Source organism: Candidatus Zixiibacteriota bacterium (genome assembly GCA_040756055.1).
Taxonomy (GTDB): domain Bacteria; phylum Zixibacteria; class MSB-5A5; order GN15; family FEB-12.
In genome coordinates this window covers 292195-316413 of sequence record JBFLZR010000002.1, presented here as the reverse complement: position 1 = coordinate 316413, position 24219 = coordinate 292195, and the positions used below count along the sequence as shown (strand labels likewise).

The window sequence follows — 24219 nt, the reverse complement described above, 5'->3', positions numbered from 1 at the left end:
ACACTCTTTACGATACAAAGCCTCTCAAATCACTCAACATTCCCTTGCCATGAATAGGACTTTGGCTTACACTTACGAAATATGAAACTGGGCATTATAGGAAAACCACAAAGCGGCAAGACGACCGTGTTCAACGCCGCCTCGGGACATCAGGAAACAGTCGGCGATTTCAGCCAGGCGCTTCACCGCGCCGTTATAAAAGTTCCCGACGAACGCATAGACAAAATCGCCGCTATAATCAAGCCGCAAAAGAAAACTTACGCCGAGATAGAGTTTCTCGATGCTCCCGGGTTCACCGGCAAAGGCAAAGAATCCGGAGCGCCGGAAATAAGCTCCGAATTGCGGCTTATGGACGCGCTGATTCTCGTTATCGATAAATTCTCCAATGACAGTGATCCGATACGCGATATAAGAGATTTGCTCGATGAAATGATTCTCGCCGACCAGGTTGTCGTCGAGAACAACATCGATAAAAAATCCCGCAAAATAAGACTCACCGGTGACAAGGCCGGACAAAGAGAAATCGAGCTTCTCGAGCAATGCCGCGCCGCGCTCGATGAGGGCAAACTGCTTATTGATCTGGATCTGGCGGGCGATGATGAAAAAATGCTCCGCGGGTACACCTTTCTGACACAAAAGCCGCTTTTGATTGTTCTTAACGTGAGTGAAGCGGATATCGGCAAAGGGCAGCAGTTCAGACAGGAGTTGTCGGAGTTTGTGTCGGCAGGCAAGCGCGATATCGCCGCGCTGTGCGGCAAAATCGAGATGGAGCTCGTGCCGCTCGATAGCGAGGAACGGCGGATGTTTATGGAAGAACTCGGGATAAAAAGCCCCGCGGTGGAAAAAGTGATTCAAATGTCCTATGATCTTCTGGGGCTGATCTCCTTTATTACGGCCGGGCCGCCCGATGTTCGCGCGTGGACAATCCGCAAAGGCACCAACGCCCAGAAAGCCGCCGGCGCGGTCCACACCGATATGGAGCGCGGGTTTATTCGCGCCGAAGTGGTCAAATACGATGACTATATCCAGTATGAGACCCTGGCCAACGCGCGGTCGGCGGGCAAAGCCCATCTGGAGGGCAAGGAGTATATAGTCGGGGATGGCGACGTGATCCTGTTTCGATTCAATGTCTAAGGTGTATAAGACGATAGACATAGAAAAATGGGGCTATTTAACTGTTCAAAAAGTGAGCACAACTGCCGATATATCGACAATAGCAACGTGCTTAATCTCATGAGGTAAAAGTGTCCGAAGTTAAAGACAAAGTAGCTGATAACGAAATAGATAACTCCAACGGTACACCCCCGGTGCTGCCGATTCTCCCGCTCAAAGGGACAATCGTATACCCCTACCTGATAGTGCCGCTGATGATCCAGGATGCCGAGCAGACGAGGCTGGTCGATGACGCCCTCATGCGCGGCTCACGTATCGGGCTGTTTTTGCAGCGCGATACCGCCGTGGAACATCCCAAACCCGAGGACCTTTACGAAATCGGCGCCTCGGGCAATATCCTCAAGATGCTTCGTTTCCCCGATGGATCCGTCCGTTTTCTCATCCAGGGGCTGGCCCGAATCCGCATCAAGAAAATCATCACCAGCGCGCCGTATATGTCGGCCGAGGTGGAGGAAGTTCGCGAGACCACCGCTGAGGCCGTCAAAATGGAGGCGCTTCAGCGCAGCCTCATGGAAGCCGTGCGCAAGCTGGTCGAACTGGCGCCCTATCTCTCAGAAGAATTTCAAGTCTCGGCCCACAACCAGGACACCCCATCGAAACTCACCGACTATATCGCCTCGAGTCTCAATGTCCCTATCGAGCACAAGCAGCGGCTGCTCGAAGAGACCAACGTTTACAAGCGGATGGACAGGCTGTTCCACCTGCTCAAGAAAGAGATCGAGGTGCTCGAGTTGTCGCAGCAGATACAGGCCAAAGCGGCCAGCGAGTTGGGCAAATCGCAGCGCGATTATATTCTTCGCGAACAACTCAAGGCGATCAAGAAAGAGCTTGGCGACGCTGACGACAAGTCCGATGTCGACGAGTTCGAGGCCAAAATCGAACAGGCCAAAATGCCCGAAACGGTCGAGCAGGCGGCCTACAAAGAGCTTGACCGCATGTCGCACATGTCGCCATCATCGGCCGAATACACCGTCACGCGCACCTATCTCGACTGGCTCGTCTCGCTGCCGTGGAGCGTCACCACGCAGGACAAGCTCGATCTCAAGCGCGCCAAGAAAGTGCTCGATGAGGACCACTACAATCTCGAAAAAGTCAAAGACCGCATTTTAGAATATCTTGCCGTGCGCAAACTCAAATCCGATATCAAAGGCCCTATCCTTTGTTTTGTCGGCCCTCCCGGAGTGGGGAAGACCTCGCTGGGCAAATCTATCGCCCGCGCGATGGGGCGCGAGTTCGCCCGCGTGTCGCTGGGCGGCATGCGCGATGAAGCCGAAATCCGCGGCCATCGCCGCACCTACATAGGCGCCATGCCGGGGCGCATCATCCAATCCATGAAACGATGCGGCTCGAATAACCCGGTTATCATGCTCGATGAGGTCGATAAACTCGGCTCCGATTTCCGCGGCGATCCATCGGCGGCCCTACTCGAGGTCCTCGATCCGGAGCAGAACGATTCGTTCTCCGATCACTATCTCGAGGTGCCGTTCGATTTGTCCAAAGTCATGTTTATTACCACGGCCAACTGGATGGAACCCATCCCGGCGGTGCTTCGCGACCGCATGGAGATCATCAATCTTCCCGGCTACACCGATATCGAGAAGATGGCCATCGCGCGCCGTCATTTGATTCCCAAACAGCTCGAGAATCACGGCCTGAGCACCACCAACATCGCTATCGAAGACAGCGCCGTGAAGGTGATCATCGATGGCTACACCCGCGAGGCGGGGCTTCGCAATCTCGAGCGCGAGATAGCCTCGGTCATCCGCAAAGCGGCGCGGAAAGTGGCATCGGGCTACAAGAAAAAGCTCACTATCGGCGCCAAAGAGATTCCCAAGATGCTCGGTCCGACCAAATTTATCCGCGAAGGTCTCAGCCGCCAGGCGAGTATCGGCGTCGTGCCGGGACTGGCCTACACCGCGGTCGGCGGCGAAATTTTGTTCATCGAGGCAACCACGATGAAGGGCAAGAACAACCTGATGCTCACCGGCCATCTGGGCGATATCATGAAAGAATCCGCCCAGGCGGCGTTGTCGTTCATTCGCTCGAACGCGGCCGAACTGAAAATCGACCCCGACAAATTCGAAAACACCGATATCCACATCCATGTACCATCGGGCGCGACGCCCAAAGATGGTCCCTCGGCCGGTATCACTATGGTGGTCGCGCTGGCGTCGCTTCTCACGCAGCGTCCGCCTCAATCGTGCCTGGCCATGACCGGCGAAATCACCCTGCGCGGCCAGCTTTTGCCTATCGGCGGCCTCAAAGAGAAGCTGCTGGCGGCCTACCGGGCGGGCATCGACACCGTCATTCTGCCCGAGGAAAACCGCAAGGATTCGGTCGAGTTGCCGCTGGAAATCAAAAAAAATATAAAATTAAAATTCTTTTCCGAAGTTTTACCGGCTGTTAAATTCGCTTTAGATGGCAACAGCAGGAAAACCAAAACCACAGGCAAAACGACCGCGCGACGTAAATCGTAGCAACTGGAGGTTCACACCGTGAAACTGGTCACCTCCGACCTGATGCGTTCTATCGACCGCGAAACGATCGATATTGTCGGCATCGCGGGCCCTGACCTGATGGAAAACGCCGGCCGCGGCATCGCCTTCGGCATTCTCACCGACATCGCCTCCCAGCACGATGATGACGCCAAACTCAGCTTCGCCATCTTCTGCGGCAAAGGCAACAACGGCGGCGATGGCTACGTGGTCGGGCGGTATCTTCACGAAGCCGGGCACGATGTTGCTTTTTATTTCCTCGGGCCTGTCGAAAAACTTTCGGACGACGCCAAACTCAACTACGAACGCGCCCGCAAACTCAAGCTGGAGTTTGTGGAGCTGAAGACCACCGAGGACTTTCCCGATGAACTCGAGTGCGATTATATAGTCGATGCTGTCTTCGGCACCGGTTTCGAGGGAGCGCCGAAGGGGATCGCGTCGGATGTTATCGAGTACATGAACTATCAGGAGCATCCCATTATCGCGGTCGATTTGCCGTCGGGCCTCAACGCCGACAACGGAAGCTGCGAGGGGGCGGCGGTCGTGGCCGATTTCACTTACACGCTGGCGCTGCCCAAGTACGGGCTTTATGTCTCGCCGGGGCGCGAACTGGCCGGACAGGTGCAAGTCGTGCCGATTGGCGTGCCCGATAACGTTGTCGAAAAATTCGATATCCAAAACGAGCTTATCACCCACGAGTATGTTACCGAGGCTCTGCCGTATCGCAAGCCCGATGGCCACAAGGGGGATTTCGGCACGGTGTTCATAATCGCCGGATCGACAGGATTGACCGGCGCGGCAGCGCTGGCCGCTAAGAGCGCCCTGAGGGGTGGATGTGGACTCGCCAGGGTTGGCTGCCCGCGGACTGTCCTTCCGATTATAGCGTCGTCGGTTATCGAGGCTACCACCATGCCGCTTCCCGATGTCGCCAAGAAGGGCGCGCTGGCTCTTCGCGGACTGGGGGAGATTCGCCAGGCGGCCGTCGAGCACGATGCTGTCATTATCGGCCCCGGTATCGGACGGCACCGGGAGACTTTCGAGCTGGTGCGAAGGCTGGTGGTGTCTGTGGAGAGGCCGATGATTATCGATGCTGATGGTGTCAATGCGCTGGAGGGGCATCTGGACCTTTTCCACGAGGCGGGCGGGCCGATCGTGCTCACGCCGCATCCGGGCGAGTTTAAGAGATTGACCGGTATCGCTGTGCCCGATGATATTCACATGCGCATTGCTGTCGCACGCGAGTTCGCCACGGAGTACAAGGCGGTGCTGGTGCTCAAGGGGAGTCCTACGATTGTGGCCGATGAGGAGGGGATCTGCTACGTGAACCAGACCGGCAACAACGGGATGGCTACGGGCGGGTCGGGTGATGTTCTTTCGGGGCTGATAGGGTCTTTTATGGCGCAGGGGCTGGAGCCTTTGGATGCGGCCTTGTGTGGTGTTTATGTTCATGGTTTTGCCGGTGATATCGCCGCCTGGTCTCTCACCGACCGCGCTTTGATTGCCAGCGACCTCATCGACGCCCTGCCTGATGTCTTCGAACTGTTCGAGTAGTTTTTCCTGTCATTGATTCCTCTTCGGTGCCCCATCCGCTTGCGGTGGGATTTGACTTTGTGCGCGGCAGACGCCCTCGTCTGCCCGTAAAAAATCCCCCCAACCCCATACCCTTCATCCCCTTACCAGGATTTGGCTTCGTTTCGATATTTTCACACAATGTTCCGTCGGGTCTTGATTTCGCAGCGCGGAATTGTGACCTGACGGACTCCTCTTTTGTAGGGAAGGACCCCTTTCTTAGTCACCCCCCTTTTATTAGTCACCCCCGCGAAAGCGGGGGCCTCTCTTCCCCCCACCCCCAACCAATCACCATTGATCTTGTATGAAAACCGCCAGTAGACACTGTCGTCCATATTGTCTTTGACAAGTACTTGGCAGATTGGTATCTTTAGCGCTTAAGCAAATGAATAGCCCGGCTGCTATTATTGCTTCCGATGTGGACATGGTGACATCAGTAGCTGGGTGAAGAAAACAGTTACGGCTTCTCGGCTGATAACATGTTAGTAGTCGCATTTGTTGAGTGACTCTTTTTCTGGGTCATTTAACTGGACTCAACCGAAAACTCCGCCGAATAATCTGCAGGGGAGTGGTATATGAAAGAACCCAAAAGCCTCAGCGTTATTGAAGTCTCTTCGATAGAACCTAATCCCGAAAACCCGCGTGGGATCAATATCCTAGAAGATGACCCCGATTTATCACAGTTGGAAAAGTCGATTAGGAAGTACGGACTTTTGGTTCCACTTATCGTCATGAAAAAACCCAAGCCTAAAGGAAGAATCAAGTTCGTGCTCTTGGATGGCGAGCGCCGATACTGGGCTCTCAAGCGAGCCGGAGTAAATGAAGCTCCCGCTCACGTATTGCCACACGAATCGAGTTTGGCAGAGGCGAAAAATCTTATGTTCCACATTCATACAAATCGCGTCCAATGGGGAGCTGTTCAACAGTGCCATGCCGTTGAAGAAGCGTATGAAGACTTGAACCGAGAGCTTGGGGGCGATTACAAAGCAATTGCTAAGAGACTTGCCGAACTTACAGGCACACACATCCGAACTATGAATGATCGATTGCTCTTTCTCAAATGGCCAAAGGACATAAAGAAGCATGTATATGATGGTAATCAGGATTTCTACTGGACAATAGTTGAAATTGAAAAGGGCATAATACAGCCAGCCTCCAAGAACTTTCCGGACTACTTCGATAAGGTGTCAAGCGACGCTGTCAGAGAGTTTCTCTTTGAAAAATACCAGGAGGGTGTAGTGCACGCCGGTACAGATGCCAGAAAGATGAAGGCTATTGTGAACACCACCGATGATGACCCCAGACAATACAAATTCGCTCGACAGGTCTTGGAAAAATTGGTGAAAGAGAAGACGTACTCCTTTGACGATGCGAGGGACGAATTCTTGGCGCGTTTTCCAGAAGCCGAAAAGAGTCCAAGACATACCCGAAAAAGCCTCATAAACAGAATGCTTCGTACCTCCGTTGCTTTGGGCGACTACGACTTCTCGTTATTCGAGTCTACAACGGCAGCTGAAAAGAAGGAATTTATCGCGGCTTTCAGCCAGCTACTTGAGGTACTTCAAAGACTTGAAAGAGAGCTCCGCCCGTTGCTTGAGAAGTGAGAAATATGAAATCATTTAGAGAAATTATACAGGCCATGTCTGGTGTCGAGTTCGACGGAGCTATGCTGGAGGCAGATGCCTATTCATACCTGCGCGACACACTCTCGGGCATGCATAGTAAACCAACTCTGGCGTGGTGTCCCACATATGCGGCCGAATCCGACAAACACGTGTTTATCTTCGAGCGGTTCCGCAGGGAGGATTATGCTGATCTCTCCGAGCTGAATGAGTTGGCGGAAAGAATCACAGCCACTATAGAGATTCTGAAAAAAGGGAAAAAGCAGCCCATTCTGTACTTTCTTACAGATGCAGATGAAGATTTGGAGTTCCTTAAAAGTCATCCGGAGACTGCGAAGTCCGGAGTTCTGCATCGATTGGACGGCGGTTCTGCTAGGGTCTTTTCAACGGTTGCTGAGGCACTTAACAAGGATCGAAGATTGTTGCCGGCCGTCGTTCTTGCTCTGAGTGAAGCGAAGCGCTTGCGCGGCCCCATCGGGGACTTGATTCGCAAGTTCTGCACAGAGTATTTGGAACACTTGGACAAACAGGAGGAGGATAAAACTATCAAGCAATTCATCAAGGATCTGTTGAATTGTGACCCCCGATTTCAGCTGCAGTGCAGTCCGATTGATTTTATGGGAGAAATTGAGTCTCTTCTAAGTGGGTCTGGTATCGAAATAAGAGATCACTACTACCATGCCTTCAACACAATGCTTATCGGCTATTTAGTTATTGATAGTGCGTATGATCGCTTTCTATCGTTGGGCGGGACTCTCGGTGAGGATATCGACATCGAATTCTTGTGGCTACTAATTTCCCTATATCACGACATCGGATATCCTGTGGCCAACTTTGAGAAGATAACCGAAAAAGTATTCGCGATGGCGCAAGAAGACGTCAGCGATACCCTCGCCCAACAAACCAAAGCGCTAAGGCAGTATTTTTGGGAAGAGGAGACGACCGGCCTCGCTACTACTGTGATAGAGGACTTGTTTGGTCACCTTTATAGTGGCAAGACCGGTCGATGGCGTTGGGATGCATTCAAGCTTGAGAAATACTCTAGTCCGGATGGTTTGACGCCTTTCAGAGCGACGTTGAAGACAGCGTTTGTTGAACTCGGCTCACATGGCGCAGCGGGGGCCATCAAGATGGCACAACTTGTCAGACATCTATTGAAACAAATCGATGAGGACGATGACCGCGAATTTCTTTACCGACATGTACTGCTGGCCGGGGTATCGATCTTGCTGCACGATTACCAGGTTAGGTCGCACATGATAGAGAATCAAATCAATCCGGTCAAGGCACAGCATTTCGGTTTCTCGCTTCTGTTAACATATGTGGACATCATTCAAGAGGACAGGCGTACGAAATCCGCCATATTCGATAGACCCGACATTTTTGCTGGTGTTGTGGTAAGCGATGGTGGTATCCGCGCCCAACTCTCCGATCAAGGGCTCAGCGCTTCGGTCAAAAAAAGACTTTTGAAAGAATTGAGCGGTGCCTTATCTTTCTTCGAGATGAACGGTGTTACATTTATTATTCCGCTCGAGTTGTCGGCATAGGTTAAATGGAACGCGCGATTAAGCTTACGGACCTGAGCCCGCTAAGATATCCAGGATCAAAGAAGAGCCTTGTGCCCTTTGTTTATCGGCTGCTGTCGCACAACGGGCTGTTGCGACCGGTGTTAGTCGAACCGTTTGCAGGAAGCGCGAACGTATCATTGCACCTTCTAGCAAACAAGGCCGTCAGCCGTGTAATTCTTGCAGATATTGACCCGCTAATTTACTCTTTCTGGAATGTCGTTTTCACTCAACACCAAAAACTGACACGGTTTATTGGGCGTGTCAGGATAGACGAAGATAACTTTTACAGATTCAAAGAGATTGCCCGGAGCACCGGTGATGTCTGCGAAGTTGAATTGGCGAAAGCCTGCCTGTTCCTGAATAGGACGAGCTTCTCCGGCCTACTTACAGACAAAGCAGGCCCTATTGGCGGCAAGGAACAAAAAAGTGAGTACAAAATAGACTGCCGCTTTAATCGCGAAAAATTGATCTCTCGGATCAAGACAGTAGCTGCGCTATCAGAGAAGGTAACAGTGCTCCCATTGGGTTGGAGAGACACATTGAGTTACGTCTTGTCATTATGTAAGGCGAAGAAGAAGGCAGAGTCCATGTTCTTCTATTTGGACCCTCCGTTCTTTGACAAAGCCGAGAGCTTGTACCGTTTCTGGTTTCGGGAGCAGGAGCACAGAGCGTTGTACAAGGCCGTAAGTAAACTTAAACATCCTTGGCTGCTAAGCTACGATGATGCCCCGCAGATTAGGCGGATGTATACTGGCAACTGTGTGAAAGTCAATGTCTCAATGCCATACTCGGTCAATTCAAATGCGCAGAGAAGAGCCCGTGAGCTTGTGATTACTCCATTGCGCATACCACCGATGTGATTTCAGTTCCTCGATGCTTGTGCCTGGTTCCCTAGCCACACCATGAGAGGACAAAATCTATTCCCCCCCACATTTTCCCTACAACATCATAGCAAAATGCATCCGGGCTTCCTGTAATAGAGCAATCATAACAAAGGTGGTCCGTCGGGTCACAATTTCCGCAAGCGGAAATCAAGACCCAACGGAACGAGTTTGTGTGGTCCGTCGGGTTTCTGGATTCCGTCCTTCGACGGAATGACGCGACCTGTGGTCCGCGTCTGACTGGGCCCCCGCTTTCGCGGGGGTGACTAAGAGGGCGGGGGGACTGTAAAAGGCGGGGGTGGCTAGGAGGAGGAATGACGAGGTGCCCGGTGGAACGTCACATTACAGGAGGGATTATGTCTTCTAAAAAGAAAACGTCAGGACGGGCAGATGGGGGATCCCGCGAAGCGCGGGACCGCGCACAAACCAAAGGTAGCTGTCAGGTGGGGACACCCGACAGCACGAAATCGAAGGTTGCAGGTGGAGCCACCGTTCCCACAGCAAGCTGCGGGGCACCCCGCGCACGGGTGAAAGGTAGCCGTCAGACGAGGACGTCTGACAGCACGAAAATGATGACACTAAATTGCACCAAAAAAGAGCGTCAAGCGGTTAAATCAAAATCAGTTGGAAGGGAAAAGCGCGTTTTCGGGAACCCATAAAAATAACAAAACAAAGCCAATTGTACTATCAAACGAGAGGTAGCCGTCAGGTGGGGACCCTCCATCGGCGGGCAGGCACCTGACAGCACGAAACACCTCTTCCTCCCTCGCCCTTCGGGAGAGGGTTGGGGTGAGGGGGATGATGAAAATATCGAAACTAAGCCAAATGCGTGTAACGATAACGGTGGGAGGGGATTGTGAGGGGTGTTTTGAGGAGTCAATTCCCACCGCAAGCGGATGGGGCACCGGGGAGAAGATGGCAGGATCGCGCAGCTAAACAGCGCCCCGGCTTTTGCCGGGCAGGGATCCTTCCCTACAAGAATCGTTGCGTGGATGGTAGGCGTTTGATTCATCAAACGCAACATCACACCTCTTTCTCCCTGCGGCTGTCAGGTGGGGACACCTGACAGCACGAAACGCGACATCACGCCTCTTTCTCCCTCGCCCTTCGGGGGAGGGTTGGGGTGAGGGGGATGATGAAAATATCGAAACGAAGCCAAATCAGTGTAACGATAAGGCGGGGAGGGATTGTGAGGGGTGTATGAGGAGGATTTTTTCGTAGGGCGGGTCCGTCTTCGAACCCGCCATTGACAACGGTATCGCCGAATTGTCATTTCTGGCTATTATGCCCGAAATGACAGGAGAAATATGTCAAAACCTTCATCTGACGATGAACCCTGTCGGGCGGGGGTTTTGACCTACAGGAGAATCTCAACCCACCGCATGCGGATGGGGCACCCGGATAATCAATTCCCATAGCAAGCTATGGGGCACCCGTCGCTGTAGGGGTTCAAAATTTTGAACCCCTGCGAAGAACACGGAAGAATTTGTGTCGCGATTACCCGATCAGCGCGCGGACAAACTGCGGCAATGCGAACGAAGCACGATGAACATCGTCGTTGTAATACTTCGTCTTCAGCTTCGCCTTGATTTTGTCATAACGCGCCTGGTCGAAATTCTCCAGCGGATCATACTTCTTCGAACAAAACGCGAACGACCAGTAAGTCGATGGATATATCGGCATGAAACAGGTGTACATCTTAACAATCGGGAAAATCTCGCGCAGATTCTTGTACATCTGCTTCACCGTGGCTTTGTTGTAAAACGGCGATTCGGACTGCGCAATCAAAATGCCGTCATCGTGAAGTTGATTGTACACCTTCTGATGGAACGACTTCTGGAAAAGATCGGCGGCCGGCCCGACCGGGTCCGAAAGATCGAGCATGATAATATCGTACTGGTTGCGTCCGCGCTCGATATAGCTCTTACCGTCCTCGAAAACCAGTTTCGCGCGGCCATCGGTGATGCCGCGGGTCAGGTAAGGGAAATGTTTCTCGGAGATCTCTACAACCATTTTGTCGATCTCGCACATGGTGCATCTGCCGACCTCCGGGTGTTTGAGCACTTCGGTGAGCGCGCCGCAGTCGCCGCCGCCGATAATCAGGACTTCCTTCGGCGAGGGATGCACGAACAGCGGGACATGGGAGATCATCTCGTTGTAGGCGTTGTTGTCGTTGTCACAGACCATCAGCGAACCATACAGCACGAGGAGTTTGCCGAAATCTTTATTTTCGATAACATCGATACGCTGGAACGGCGATTTTTTCGACTCGATAATCCGATCGATCTTCAGCGTCAGGCCGGACTGACCATCGTGAAGCTCTTTATACCAGACATTCCACAGGTCGGCCATGCCGGTTTCGGTGATGTATGTTTCGCCAGTGTCTTTTCCTTTAGTCATATAAGAACTCCTTATTCTAAGACGAGGTACTCCGGACGGCGCAGGGCGTTGAAATTCGAGCCGGAAACCTCGCAATACGCGCCGGTCGCCATGAACATCAGCCGGTCACCGACATTGTGCTCGGGGATCATCAGGCCATCGTACATGACATCGAACGAGTCGCAGGTTGGTCCGGCGAGAACGGACAGTTTGTGCTCGCCTTCCTTGTCGGTCACGACTGGGTACTGGCAATGGTCGTAGAGGATGCCGGAGAAAGTGGAGTAGAGACCATCGTCCATATAGTACCAGATTTTACCGTCGCGGACCGATTTGCCGATAACGGAGCAGATCAGGGTTGTGGGTGTGGCGGCGATGTATCGTCCCGGTTCGCTGATGACTTTGATGCCGGGGCGGATGTGCTTGTCGAGGGCGCGGACTATCGGTTTGCAGAAGTCCTCGATTTCGGGCACGGGTTCGTCGTATTCAACCGGAAAACCGCCGCCGATATCCAGAAGGCGGGTGTCGAAACCTTCCATGTCGAGCTGCTGGATAAGGCTGTGCGCGGCCCGGATGGCTTTGGTGTAGTTTTCGCTGTAGACGCACTGCGAGCCGATGTGAAAGCACAGGCCGTAGAATTCGTGCCCGGCGTCTTTGATCATGCGGGCCAGCGGCAGGACTTCCTTCACGTGGCAGCCGTACTTGTACTGCAGGTTGACCACCGCGCTGGTATTGGTGTTGATCCGGAAGCGGACCAGTATTTTCAGTTTCTTTTCGTAACGCGCCAGCTTTTTGACTTCATCGGGGTTGTCCACCACGAACATCTCCAGCCCGCTGTTGACGGCATAGTCGAACTCGGGGATGGATTTGATCGGGTGCGAATGTATCAGTGACGCCGGGTCGATGCCGGTTTTGCCGACGGTTTTGATTTCGCCCGCCGAGCAGACATCGAAATTCCCGCCCCGGTTGTAAACCTCGCTGACGATAGCCTCGTGGCTGTTGGGCTTGACGGCGTAATGGAGTTTTACGCGCGGCATGGCCATCTGGAGGCGGTCGAAGTTGCGGGCAATCTGCGAACGCGACATCAGCAGAACCGGCGTATCCAGGTCGGTTCTGGAGAGCATCTCCCGCATCGGGTCGGTGTTGACACCACGCGAGCGGGCGCTCTGTTCAATGACAGAGAATTGTACCGAGTGAGTCATGATTGACCCCCTGTCTATTTGACCGCCGCGGCGGTTTTCAGGTGACCGGTTGGCTTGTGGCTGATTACTTCATCGCTTGCCGATGGTAAGCCACGGTTGAGTTCGGTCAGCGAGCCGCTTTTCGAGCGCAGCATGCCTTTCAGATAGTCGTAGGCCTTGTAGGGGTCGACTGAGTCGCCGCAGGTGAAGAAATCCACCGCGGCGTATCCGTATTCCGGCCAGGTGTGGATCGAAATGTGAGACTCGGCGATGACTACCACACCGGAGACACCCTGGGGATTGTATCTGTGAAACACGGACTTAACTATGGTTGCGCCCGAGCGGCGAACGGATTCGTTCAGGTACTGTTCGAGTTGAGGTAGATTGTCGAGGACCTGATGGTCGCACTCGGCAAGCTCGGCGATTAAATGACGTCCGAGAATCTTCATTTTTCGATCCCTCCTTCCATACGGTTAGAGTTGCGTGTTAACGATTATATACTACATCTGCGGTGGCGAGGTAATCCACAAAAATGATGCCTCGCCATCGCTCTTATTCACTATCTGGTGCGGCTGATTCGAGGTGAAGTAAAAGCAATTGTTGCGGCCAACCTTGTAGCTCTTCTTGCTCAGAATCAGCGTTATGGTGCCTTTCAAAACAAAACCGAACTGCTCGCCCGGGTGCGGGTCGCGCTTTTCGAGCTTCTCGCCGGCGCCCAGGGTCACCAGAATGGGGTCCATCAGGTTGTTAGTGGACCCGGGTATCAAAAGCTCGAACGAGCTGGCGCCGGTACCCTCGACCTGGACACGATCTTCGACTCTGAAGATGGCCTGTTCTTCGGTTTCCTCGCCAAAGAACTCTGCCAGGCCGATGCCGAGGGCCTCGAGAATATCGGCCAGCGAATCCAGGGAGATGGAAGTCTGAAACTTCTCATTCTCCAGCTGGGAGATGAACCCTTTGGTCAGCCCGGCGCGGTTGGCCAGTTCTTCCTGGGTCAGGTCCGAGGCCAGCCGGAGCGCCTTGATTTTACTTCCGATGTTCAGTTCCATTTCGAATCTTTGGCTTCTATAACCTTTATACGTATCCTCAAAATGGTTTAATATAAGCGTCCATTTTGTTTAGTAAAAGCGACCAAAAATAACTGATCAGCGGGAGATGTCAAGCAATTTTTAACGGTTGTCTTTATTTTTTTTGTTCACAGTGACAAACAATTGTCGTATTTTCTATTAGCTATCCTGACGCGCATTTGCAGGGCTGTCGGGGTGTGGCGGGAATCAATGTCAACAGTGTCTGACTCGCCGGGTAATTTCGCTCAACATAACTCCACAAGGAGGGTTAATGAAGAAAGCGGTAGTGTTGATTGTCCTGCTGTTGCTGGTATGTCCATTGGCGACAGCGCAAACGGGCGTTAAGCTCGGAGTCGGCGTGTTTGGTGGTCTTGACGCACCGGTAGGTCAGGACGACCAGGCGCAGGGGACGGTTTTTGGTTTCAGGGGAAGGTTAAAGGCCTTGCCGATCATCACGCTCGAGCCGAAGATTGCGTTCACCAGTTTTGGGGAGCCGGAGAGTGACATTCTGACGCTCAATCTGGATGGTTCCAAGGTCACGGCTTATGGAATCGACGCGACGTTGGGCGCGCCATTTGGCGGCAAGGGCTTTTCGATGTTCGCGGTGGTCGGCGCCGGGTTTTATAATGTCAAGCGCGACCAGACGGATCAGGATGAAACCAATCTCGGCTGGTCGGCCGGCCTGGGGTTCAACATCGGTTTCACACCGTTGATTTCAGCTGATGTCAGGGGAGTTGCTCATGTCATACCATATGACGACGGCGGCTCCAAGAAGTCAGTCACGGCCACTATTGGCGTAAACTATAACTTCGGAATGTAGGAGGAGGTCATGATGAAGTCTTTAAGCAAATACTTCGTTCTCAGCCTGACGGTCCTCATCCTACTCGCCGGATGCGGGATTGTCTCGATAACGTACATGATCGACGAGGATTTTGATGTATCGGGCGCGGGTGATTTTTATTATCGGGCAATTGACGTGACCACGAATCCCGATTGGGAGGATCATCAGGACGATATTGAGTTTGTCGAACTGGTGGCCTTTGATATCTATCTGACCAACAATGAAGAAACGGCTGTTACTTTTGACGGGTATGTTGATGAGTATGACGACCTGGGTATTTGCCCGACCAGGGCGTGTTTTGATGCTCTCACGACACCGACGCGGATTTTGAAGGATATAACGATACCGGCCGGGTCGTCGCGGCACATTACCGTGGGTGAGTCTTTTGATTATATCGAGAATATTGATGTAATGAAGGCTCTGGCGCTGACCGGCCAGTTCAATTTTTATGGCGTGAGCACCGGAGGATCCTCGGTGAATTTCAGTGTTGACTCGGGCCGGGTAATTATCTGGTTGATGGTCAGCGCTTCATCGTAATTACGCCAGAATACAGTATTGAGCCGGCTTCGAATGAAAAGAGGCCGGCTTTTTTATTATCTCACAGCTTGCCTGCGCGGTGGAATCGTAGTAAGTTTAGTGGCAGACAGAGGCGATACTGAAAAAGGAGTTTAGCGATAGACAAGTACAATATAGTAATTATTGGCGGCGGCCCGGGTGGTTACACGGCTGGAATCAGGGCTGCCTTGAAGGGAGCTAAAGTTGCGGTGGTGGAGGGGGACAAGCTGGGCGGAGTGTGTCTGAATAAGGGGTGTATTCCGTCGAAGGCCCTGATAGCATCGGCCGAGCAGTATAAGCGGATGAAGGAAGCATCGACATTCGGTATAACGCTTTCTTCGCCGCCGGTTTACGACTGGGTGGCCATGCGCGCTCGCAAAGACAAGATTGTGGGCATGCTGGTTGGGGGGATCGGGCAGCTTTTCAAATCGCATGGAGTGGAGCATTTCGCCGGTTATGGCAGAATCGGCGGAAAAAATTCGGTGATTGTCACTGACGAGAACGATAGGGAAACCGAGCTTCAGACGGATAACATCATAATAGCGACCGGTTCTCGCAGCGCGAACATTCCCGGGTTTCCGGTGGACGGCAAACGTATTTTAACATCGGATCATCTTCTGGAGCTGGGGAACCTTCCGAAGTCCATGCTGATAATAGGCGCGGGCGTCATTGGTTGCGAGTGGGCGTGCATGCTATCGCTTCTGGATGTCGAGGTGACGGTGGTGGAGATGCTGGAGCGGGTGCTCCCGATGGAGGATGCGGATACCTCGAAGGTCATGGAGCGGGAACTTAAGAAGATGAAGGTTGCGGTGCACACCTCGACCAAGGTGGAGTCTGTTAAGCCCGGTGAGGCCGGGGTTCTCGCTGTTCTATCTAATGGTAAATCTGTCGACTGTAACCAGGTGCTGGTGGCTGTTGGCCGGTCGTTTAATACTGAAGGTCTCGGTCTTGAGGAAGTCGGGGTGGAATTGGAGAAGAACCGTTCGATCAAGACATCGGCTGACATGCGGACGAGCGTCGACAACATATTTGCCATTGGTGACGTGCGGGGCAAGATACTTCTGGCTTATACGGCGGTACACGATGGGTCGGTGGCGGTTGATAATGCGCTGGGGGAGAAGGCGGAGGTGAATTATCTGGGGGTGCCATCGGTGATCTTCACTCATCCCGAGGTAGCCTCGGTGGGTATGCGTGAGGCCGAGGCGGCTGAGAAATATGAGGTGGCGGTTGGTCGTTTTCCGCTCAGGGTATTGGGCAAAGCGCATGCTGAGAATGAAATTGCCGGGGAGGTGAAGGTGATAGGTGATCGCAAGACTGACAAGCTATTAGGTGTGCATATAGTGGGAGTTCACGCTACGGAGATTATACACGCGGCGGCGCTTGCCATTAATCGGGGTTTAACGGTCACGGAGCTTGGATCATTGATCTTTGGTCATCCCGTGATTTCGGAGTCGATAATGGAGGCATCACACGACCTTCATGGGATGTCGGTACATCTGGCGAAGAAGAAATAGGGCGCAGAACTTAACGGGGTGGGAAAATCTGCTTTTCGGCCAATCGTGTTTGTCTGTCTAATTTTTGGGCAGCTATTCGCATGTAATTCAATGGGATACGTAGTCGCCGTACCGTATGGGACGTACCGGGATGGCGCATTAGGTGCGTTTTGTCGTTAATGGTGTGAATATCGAGGCAAGGTTCGTGCCGGAAGATTCGTATGTTCTAACGAGTTACGGTCCTTTTGAGTCCTGATTGTTCTTTTGGCACGCAAGTTGTTTCATATTGGGACGAAGTTAGTTGCTCTTAAATATTAGTATGGCGGTGAAGGGTATTTAAGAGGTGGAGAGAAAGGAGTTCCTAGTGAGGGGGAACTCCTTTTTCGATTGAGTAGAGCTTGTTCCGGCCCTTTTTTGATAGGCTATATCCACGCTGTGAGTCGATGTGAGATGCGGTGTGGATTTTTTTTGTGTTGGTAGTAATTTCTTGACTAAGCCGCGATTTTTGATAAATTGACTGGCTACGAGTTTGGTTGATAATGGCGGTGTAGCTCAGCTGGTTAGAGCAGCGGAATCATAATCCGCGTGTCCGGGGTTCAAGTCCCTGCACCGCTATTATTTATCCTTTTACTTGAAAATCACTTACAACTTCAGTATCCTACTTAAAACGACCATGTGACGGGATTGTGACATATAATCTGGGAGGATCCTCCAATGGAAGAGTCGAATCTAGTGCCGTTCTTGAGAACGGGTCTTGACACTTTTCGCAGGTCTGAACCCTGCGACCGGATCAAGTCGGAACCGGCACTACTTCTCAGTCAACCAGGCATTCTGGAATCAACTGCTATCGTAAGGTTTAGTAAACAGCGCAGTCGATAAGTTGGTTGCCGACGAGCTTAAATTCGGTGGTACCTCAAGAAACCACAGAAGCTGGAATTATGGCATTAAGGTATAACCAATGGCTGGCGATTTTGGACGTACAAAGACATGAACGGTGAATGGGTGAAGTTGGATAAGTTGCGCGGCAAGAAGGGGAGATAATAGGGTGCCAGAGAAAACCAAGAGAAGTCCCCAAATTACGGGAAACGTCGGATTGCACTACGTCTGTTTTAGGCTGTCGCAGTTGGGTTGGAATGTCATGCCAACAGCCAGGAATGCGCGAGGTATTGACTTGGTCGCTTATGACTCTACCGGCTCCAATTATGTTGGAGTGCAGGTGAAATCTCTCAGTCGGCGAATGGACGTGCCCTTGGGTAATTCGGTTGAGAAGATCATGGGAGACTTTTGGGTGGTCTTGTACAACGTCCACGATGAACCCAGCGCGTTTGTTTTGACCGCCCAGGAAGTCCGAAGCAATGCGGTCCACAATGAAAAAGACGGTCAAGTGTCTTGGTGGCTGAGTGCGAAGTTTTACGATTCAGACGAGTATTGTGAAGCCTGGGATAGAATAATTGGTAGCGGAGATAACAAGGTAGACTGAGCAAGAAGGCACCTGTTTATTACCCTGAAATACCGTTAGTGTGAGGGAGGTCGAATAATGCCGATTCCTAGTTCAGGCAAGGCTCTTGGCAGAACCGCTGACGATTATGATCTTTTGTGGAAGAGGGTTCTGCCCTACGGCTGCTGGATTATATTTAGGACGAATAGTTGTCGCCTAGAGAGGAATGAATGCCAGAAACCTGTAGTATAAGATATCAGATAGCAATACGGCAGGGCGTCAACTTCAGCCCATTGGATCGTCGGTGCGGGCGGGAGGCCGTCAAGGATGGGTATTGCATCTTTCACCTGGATGATCCTGACAAACCTCTAGAGCCAATTTTAGAGGAGATCAGACGCCAGAGTTCCGCTCAAGAGTGCAAAGATATTGATCTCGCGGGATTTGTGTTTCCAAAGGTGGAATTCAAGTATCCGGCAGCTGTACGCAAGCCTTTCTATGCGCCGCAATGCAAATTCTACGGGGATGTCTCGTTTCGTGGTATTCACTTTCCGAGCTATACGACCTTTTTCGGGTCGGAGTTCCTGGGAACGGCTGATTTTAGCGACGACAACAACCCCTATGACCGGCAGAAGCAGGTACACTTTCAAGATAGAGTGATTTTCACGAGTGCGATTTTTCACAAGGAAGTGAGATTTCGGGCCTGCCACTTTCACGCCATGCCGGAGTTCATTGCAACGAAGTTTAAAGATGTAGCGATTTTCGCCTGGGCTACTCTGGCATTCGATTCACCTAATGAGTGGCTCAACTTTCACCAATGCGAATTTCACGGACTAGCCAATCTTGAGTTTCGATTCGCCGGAGAGATTGCGGGAATGCGACTTAGCGCGGCCAATCTCCAGGGACTGAAGATATCTAGTCTCCCCAGAGACCAGGTTAGAATAGAGTTCTCCAATATCCAAAAGTGGTACGAAGATAAAAAGTGGTGGCGACCCTGGCCAAGAAAAATGATAAGAGACGAGATCCAGCACAAAAGTGATCCGATCAAGGTAATCGACTGTTATCGATATCTCGAAAAGTATTTCTATGACCATTCGGATTTCGACCTGGCGAATCACTTCTATGTCGGGCAGCTTGTATTAAGACGCAGAGTTTCTGATTATGGTCGGGTATCAAGATTCCTAAGCAGATGTTATCAATTGGTATCCAACTTCGGTGCATCGGTCTGGCGCCCCGTTTTATGGTTATGTATTGTATGGGCGCTTTTTCCGCTCTGGTTGCTCAGTCTGGGTATTAACGTGCATAGGGAAGTGAACGGACAGGAAGTGATAAAGCACGTGAATTACGATATTACTTTGAGCGGCTACCCTTCTCACTTCTGGAGTGATTATTGGTCAACGGTTGGGTCCAACCTATCTCTTTCAACAATCGACCGAAAGCATGAGTTGTCGCCAGCGTCAGACAGCTTGCAGAAGGTAGTTCTCATCTTTGAAACAGCTACAAATGTCGTACTGCTCTCTTTTCTAGTTATAGCTGTTCGACGTAAATTTACGCCCAAAAAGCCATTAGGCGAATGATTTAGTGCGGAAAACCGCTGGCCGGGTCAGGCGACACTACTGGAGCCTACGTGGAATTCTCCTGGACGGGCGATGGAACTTGGCTGGAGGGCGCATGAACTTCCCTGTCAAGTAGACGATTCATAAGTGGTGAAAAGACCCTTCAATCGTATCGAGGTGTTGAAAGCGTTAATATCCGAGATTGGCAGAACCGCTTACGATTATGATCTTTTGTGGAAGAGGGTTCTGCCCTGCGGCTGCTGTAGACCAGCCGAGGAAGTAAGTTCAGCGGGCAGTGGATACGATGAGGGGGTAAGTCCAGCAGGGAAATGAATCCAGTGAGGTAGAAAGTCCAGTAGAACAAGAAATTCAGTGGAATAGAATGTTCAGTAAAAAGAAAGCCACTTCGGTTTGTGTCGAAGTGGCTTTGTTGTTTTTTCTAAATCTCAGGACCGTCCAAATCCCGAGGTTTTGAATTGAGCAGGCCTTTTTGGTAAGGCCTGCTCAAGCAATCGCGCTATTTCTGTGTTTTTACTCCAATAAAGTCGTTTGCCCAGGCGCCAAGATCATTGACATGGCACCGGTGGTGGGCCGCCTTTCCAAACATAGTTTACAAGATGGGTAAGATCGAGCGGGTCATCGGCTCCATCGCCGTTAACATCGACCTGGTCTTCGCAAGGCGGTGGCGGGCCACCCTTCCACAGCCAGTTCACGAAGAAGGTGATATCCAGCGGGTCGAGATACTTATCGTCGTTGAGGTCGCCCATGATTTCGCAGCAGAACCCGCATACGTCGATTCCGTTTTCGCCATCGACATCGGCAAACATGGTCATGCCGCCGTTGGCGGTGTACCAGGCCTTGCCGGCGTCAACGGCGGCCAGCAGATCCCCAAGATCGCCTTCATGTACTGTGGCCAGAACCGTCACAACCTCGTAGTAGTCGGTGGCGCCGAGGTCCAGCGAGGGTGTGAAGCACATGGCCGAGTGCAGGTCTTCAATAGAGTCGGTGGCGGACAAGCCCGGATTCATCATCTCCTGGTAAAAGAGACCAGCTATGAAGCCATCGACACTCTGCAGCAGTTCGTTTTCCTGGACAAAACCGCTGTAGGGGACGCTGGCGGCGTGAGCGCCGTTGAAGTATGATTCAACAAAGGCGTTGCCGCCAAAGCGAGCATCGTTTCTCTGACAGTCGGCATCAGGATCGCCGTTATCCCAGGATGCCTCATATCCCTGTTGGTACACGAGGCTTCTGGTGACATCAAAGCCGCCATAGTTGCACACGGTCCAGACATCGCCTTCGGGATCATCGTCGTGGTAATCCCACGGGATATCCCAGTCGATTCCTTCGCCGATCATGAGGCCGGAATGAGCATTGCCGTCAAACGAGTATACTTTCATATACTGCAGGACGAATGGACAGTCATCCAGCGGAGCGACGGAGATTTTCTCGAATGCGATCGTGGTGTCGTGTGTTGTGAATATACCGGAGTGGAACACCTCGGCATTGAGGGGCTCACAAGTTTTGGTCGGCAGTTCGCCGTACTGTGGGCGGAAGCCTTTGTCGTTAAGCCAGGTGGCGTCCCAAATGGCCCAGTTGAAGGCCGTGTCGCCATCGTTAATCCACCCAATGACGGGAGAACCGTCGTACAGGTAATTGGTAGCGTTGGGATCGCAGTCACCGGATCTGATGTAGTCCATTGTAACTCCGGCCCGGCCGCTGTTACCCATATTCCCGGTCGACGACACCATCAGGGCCAGACAATCGGTGTGAACGGTGTCGAAAACGGGAGGTTGGACGGTGTCGGTGACTATGAAACTAACCGGTATGGTCTTAGGTAATTTCGGATCGTTACCGTTGAAAACCAGAGCACCTTCGAGCACGATGTGTTCGGTCTGGGCGCCACCATAGTTGAAGATGACTTCGGCCGTGGCAACGTTGCCCATGCCCGAGGGGATGGTGCCGGCGTAGCTTCCCATTCGCAGCCAACCGGCAGCGCCGTTGTATTCTTCGACCGTGGCGGTCCAGTTGAGTTCCATGTTACCGGCGTTTTCGATTGTGATGAACGAGTCGACCTGCTCACCGGGGTGACCCCAGGCCGGATCGCCGTACCTGGTAGGAGTGAAAATAGCCAGCGGCGCGGCGACGGGCTCAACACACGGCATGCGGAACCATTTGATCGGGCAGTACTGCCAGGTGCCTTCGTCCTGTACGGCACCGCCAGCGTCGATATCGTTTACATACTGGATGTCGAGGTAAAAGTCGGTCGGAGATGCCCCGCCGGACGGGTCGACGATTTCGGCGGCGGACCAGTCCTCACCGGTTTGCACCTGACGTCCCCAGCGTACCATTGAGGCCCAGTAGTCGTTCTGGCAGTCTTCGCCAGCTACGGGGTCGCAATGGGGGCTGTAGGAGTTGGTCAGGTTACGTTGGGCATCCCACGTCATACCGCCGTCGGAGGATATGGACACCCAGAGGTCGCCATTAGCGGCGCCCCAGTAGACATCGGGATAACCCCATTCGGCGCAGTCGTTTTCGACATTGTTCGGGATGTCGTTAAATTGGGTGAAGAGGGCATAGAGTTTACCGTCACATTCAGATAGAGTCATCTTGGCGACGTTAATACCCCAGATCGGAGGTCCGCAGCTATCGCCGGACGAGTAGTTGTGGTCCGCGATAGTACGGATGTACGGTACGTTTTCGGACCAGTGGAACAGACGGGCTTCGACCTGGTCCCAATCTTCCTCGAATATGGCGTCGAGTTCCGGGTCAGCCGGCCACGGGCATCCGTGCCAAATGAGGTGGAGATAACCGGATTGGTCAAACAGGATGGAAGCATCACAATAGGCTTTCCAGGCGGGTTCGCCATAGGGCCCCACGTTGGTTATGTTCTGTCGGGGATTCCACGTTACGCCCTGATCATCGGAAGTCTGGATGTATATATCGTTGTCCATCTGAGCCCATCCGGTACCATCGTATCCGGGGGTAGGCAGTCCGGAGCAGGTATCGCACCATGGTTCTTGATATGGCGGGCAGGCGAACCACGACATACAGACGCGGTCACCGAGTCTCTCACCGGTGATATCTTGAGCGATATCTTCGACCGTGTCGATGACATAGGGGGGATAGTCCCATGTGCCCACGCCCTCATAGCCAACGCACCTGAAATACTTCATATAGAGGCGTCCGGCGTCTTCCATAGCAGCTATGTGAAGTACGGTATCGGATCCGAACTGGAAGAAGAATTTCGGCCAGGAGGTTTCAGCTGCTTCTGCCGGGTAACCCGCGACAGAATCGGGGACACGCACGAAGGCGGCGAAGTCTTCGCAAGCCGAACAGGCGTCAAAGTGAATCTGCGGCTGATACGGTATGGAACTGTGGAGATCGGTATGGCCACCGACGATACCACGGTTATCGGGCGTTACATCCACGTTGACGTAGCCTGAATAGGGGTCTTCATGTAGGACATATTCCCCGGCGTACTGGTGGTTGGCGGTGCTGTAGGCGTTGTAGGCGTAGGATCGGTAGTGGTTGAAGTCTTCGGCTGTAGCCATGTACATCCAGCCGAAGTGCACTGTTGCCGGGCCGGTGATTCCGGAATGCGGTCCGGTCTCGATCATTCGTCCCATGGAACAGTTGTGCTGGTACTCATAGACGGTACCGCCAACGATTCTCCCTGGCGATGCGGACGAGGAGAAATACTGGACTGTTCCGAGGGTACTATGACCTCTCTGTTCGCCGTTAGGTTGGCTCATCCCATGACCATCGTCGAAGGAATAAGCCTGAGCGCCTCTCATTTTCTTGAATGCTTTGCCTTTGGCCGCTGTCTGGGCCGCAAATGCTGTCATTGCCATAACGGCAACTACGAGCACGGAGACAACCAGGATGGTTGTAACTCTACCTAACATTCATCGCTCCTTTCGAGAGTAAAAGTGTTCGCAACGAGCTCCTCGCGGAACTGTTTATATTAATGGCAAGCGAGTGCCAGAATAAAAGAACTCTCTAGGGGTGGCGGTTGGTGTAGAAGCGATAGGAAGGTCAAAGCGCAAAGAGCAAAGAACTGCTTCTTACTATTTCCCCGAATTGAACGCGGTGCGAGAAAGGTATATTACATGAACGCATGAAATCAGAATTTGTGAAGAGAGCAATCGCACCTCGCAGAAAAGAGTTAAAATTTTTTGCGGCCGGTTAATTTGCGATAATGTGTGTTAAATCATTGTGGTGTGGATGGTTGAGTTTCGAAGAGGGGACAAAGTGGACAATTAAGGTGCTATTAAATAGAAAAGTTTCTTTACGATATCATGATTTTTTTGTGATGGCGAAGAGAGAGAAAGCCACTCCTGATTAGATTTTTGGGTGGCTTTCTGCTGTGTATTTGGATCCCGGGTGTCAGACACCCGGGATTTTCGT

General features: G+C 52.3%; 16 protein-coding genes and 1 tRNA gene. 12 read left to right on the top strand and 5 right to left on the bottom strand.

Going from position 1 to position 24219, the window contains the following annotated elements; all coding sequences use genetic code 11:
• The first annotated feature begins 81 nt into the window (after nucleotides 1–81).
• From AB1483_04685 to AB1483_04660, 6 genes are all read left to right on the top strand, one after another.
• A complete protein-coding gene (locus tag AB1483_04685) occupies nucleotides 82–1134 on the top strand; it encodes a DUF933 domain-containing protein (protein MEW6411755.1) in 1053 nt (350 codons plus the stop codon).
• Between the two features lie 110 nt (nucleotides 1135–1244).
• On the top strand, nucleotides 1245–3650 hold the full coding sequence (gene lon / locus AB1483_04680) for an endopeptidase La (protein MEW6411754.1): 2406 nt from the start codon (nucleotides 1245–1247) through the stop codon (nucleotides 3648–3650).
• Nucleotides 3651–3668: 18 nt separating this feature from the next.
• Nucleotides 3669–5219: an NAD(P)H-hydrate dehydratase gene (locus tag AB1483_04675; GenBank protein MEW6411753.1), complete on the top strand. Its 1551-nt coding sequence runs from the start codon at nucleotides 3669–3671 to the stop codon at nucleotides 5217–5219.
• Between the two features lie 593 nt (nucleotides 5220–5812).
• Complete coding sequence (locus AB1483_04670) at nucleotides 5813–6841, top strand: ParB N-terminal domain-containing protein (GenBank protein MEW6411752.1); 1029 nt, start codon at nucleotides 5813–5815, stop codon at nucleotides 6839–6841.
• Between the two features lie 5 nt (nucleotides 6842–6846).
• A complete protein-coding gene (locus AB1483_04665) occupies nucleotides 6847–8406 on the top strand; it encodes a hypothetical protein (GenBank protein ID MEW6411751.1) in 1560 nt (519 codons plus the stop codon).
• Nucleotides 8407–8411: 5 nt separating this feature from the next.
• The gene (locus tag AB1483_04660) at nucleotides 8412–9287 is read left to right on the top strand and encodes a DNA adenine methylase (protein ID MEW6411750.1); all 876 of its coding nucleotides are present in this window, start codon (nucleotides 8412–8414) and stop codon (nucleotides 9285–9287) included.
• A 1518-nt stretch (nucleotides 9288–10805) separates the two neighbouring features.
• Here AB1483_04660 and speE read toward each other — a convergent pair.
• From speE to AB1483_04640, 4 genes are read right to left on the bottom strand one after another with little or no spacing between them, the layout of a single operon-like run.
• Nucleotides 10806–11708, bottom strand: coding sequence for a polyamine aminopropyltransferase (gene speE / locus AB1483_04655; GenBank protein ID MEW6411749.1), 903 nt, complete (start codon nucleotides 11706–11708; stop codon nucleotides 10806–10808).
• Between the two features lie 11 nt (nucleotides 11709–11719).
• Nucleotides 11720–12886 (bottom strand): type III PLP-dependent enzyme, encoded by a 1167-nt coding sequence (locus AB1483_04650; protein MEW6411748.1) that lies wholly within the window; start codon nucleotides 12884–12886, stop codon nucleotides 11720–11722.
• Between the two features lie 14 nt (nucleotides 12887–12900).
• On the bottom strand, nucleotides 12901–13314 hold the full coding sequence (gene speD / locus AB1483_04645) for an adenosylmethionine decarboxylase (protein MEW6411747.1): 414 nt from the start codon (nucleotides 13312–13314) through the stop codon (nucleotides 12901–12903).
• A 51-nt stretch (nucleotides 13315–13365) separates the two neighbouring features.
• Nucleotides 13366–13914, bottom strand: coding sequence for a cupin domain-containing protein (locus AB1483_04640; GenBank protein ID MEW6411746.1), 549 nt, complete (start codon nucleotides 13912–13914; stop codon nucleotides 13366–13368).
• Nucleotides 13915–14203: 289 nt separating this feature from the next.
• On the opposite strand from AB1483_04640, the gene AB1483_04635 reads away from it, so the two are divergent.
• The 6 genes from AB1483_04635 (at nucleotide 14204) to AB1483_04610 (ending at nucleotide 19833) form a co-directional block, all read left to right on the top strand.
• Nucleotides 14204–14752 carry an outer membrane beta-barrel protein gene (locus AB1483_04635; protein MEW6411745.1) on the top strand — a complete coding sequence of 183 codons (549 nt, stop codon included), beginning with the start codon at nucleotides 14204–14206 and terminating at the stop codon, nucleotides 14750–14752.
• Nucleotides 14753–14761: 9 nt separating this feature from the next.
• Nucleotides 14762–15310: a hypothetical protein gene (locus tag AB1483_04630; GenBank protein MEW6411744.1), complete on the top strand. Its 549-nt coding sequence runs from the start codon at nucleotides 14762–14764 to the stop codon at nucleotides 15308–15310.
• A gap of 137 nt (nucleotides 15311–15447) precedes the next feature.
• On the top strand, nucleotides 15448–16842 hold the full coding sequence (gene lpdA / locus AB1483_04625; protein ID MEW6411743.1) for a dihydrolipoyl dehydrogenase: 1395 nt from the start codon (nucleotides 15448–15450) through the stop codon (nucleotides 16840–16842).
• Between the two features lie 520 nt (nucleotides 16843–17362).
• A tRNA-Met gene (locus tag AB1483_04620) sits at nucleotides 17363–17436 on the top strand.
• Between the two features lie 523 nt (nucleotides 17437–17959).
• Nucleotides 17960–18301, top strand: coding sequence for a hypothetical protein (locus AB1483_04615; protein MEW6411742.1), 342 nt, complete (start codon nucleotides 17960–17962; stop codon nucleotides 18299–18301).
• 188 nt (nucleotides 18302–18489) lie between these two features.
• On the top strand, nucleotides 18490–19833 hold the full coding sequence (locus tag AB1483_04610; GenBank protein MEW6411741.1) for a hypothetical protein: 1344 nt from the start codon (nucleotides 18490–18492) through the stop codon (nucleotides 19831–19833).
• Between the two features lie 545 nt (nucleotides 19834–20378).
• Here AB1483_04610 and AB1483_04605 read toward each other — a convergent pair.
• Nucleotides 20379–23717 carry a dockerin type I domain-containing protein gene (locus tag AB1483_04605; protein MEW6411740.1) on the bottom strand — a complete coding sequence of 1113 codons (3339 nt, stop codon included), beginning with the start codon at nucleotides 23715–23717 and terminating at the stop codon, nucleotides 20379–20381.
• Nucleotides 23718–24219 lie beyond the last annotated feature (502 nt).

Bases quoted from the DNA above. Each gene is read 5' to 3' on its own strand.
- AB1483_04685 (MEW6411755.1), top strand. From the start codon at position 82: ATGAAACTGGGCATTATAGGAAAACCACAAAGCGGCAAGACGACCGTG.
- AB1483_04670 (MEW6411752.1), top strand. From the start codon at position 5,813: ATGAAAGAACCCAAAAGCCTCAGCGTTATTGAAGTCTCTTCGATAGAA.
- AB1483_04665 (MEW6411751.1), top strand. From the start codon at position 6,847: ATGAAATCATTTAGAGAAATTATACAGGCCATGTCTGGTGTCGAGTTC.
- AB1483_04660 (MEW6411750.1), top strand. From the start codon at position 8,412: ATGGAACGCGCGATTAAGCTTACGGACCTGAGCCCGCTAAGATATCCA.
- speE (MEW6411749.1), bottom strand. From the start codon at position 11,708: ATGACTAAAGGAAAAGACACTGGCGAAACATACATCACCGAAACCGGC.
- AB1483_04650 (MEW6411748.1), bottom strand. From the start codon at position 12,886: ATGACTCACTCGGTACAATTCTCTGTCATTGAACAGAGCGCCCGCTCG.
- speD (MEW6411747.1), bottom strand. From the start codon at position 13,314: ATGAAGATTCTCGGACGTCATTTAATCGCCGAGCTTGCCGAGTGCGAC.
- AB1483_04640 (MEW6411746.1), bottom strand. From the start codon at position 13,914: ATGGAACTGAACATCGGAAGTAAAATCAAGGCGCTCCGGCTGGCCTCG.
- AB1483_04635 (MEW6411745.1), top strand. From the start codon at position 14,204: ATGAAGAAAGCGGTAGTGTTGATTGTCCTGCTGTTGCTGGTATGTCCA.
- AB1483_04630 (MEW6411744.1), top strand. From the start codon at position 14,762: ATGATGAAGTCTTTAAGCAAATACTTCGTTCTCAGCCTGACGGTCCTC.
- AB1483_04615 (MEW6411742.1), top strand. From the start codon at position 17,960: ATGCCAACAGCCAGGAATGCGCGAGGTATTGACTTGGTCGCTTATGAC.
- AB1483_04610 (MEW6411741.1), top strand. From the start codon at position 18,490: ATGCCAGAAACCTGTAGTATAAGATATCAGATAGCAATACGGCAGGGC.
- AB1483_04605 (MEW6411740.1), bottom strand. From the start codon at position 23,717: ATGTTAGGTAGAGTTACAACCATCCTGGTTGTCTCCGTGCTCGTAGTT.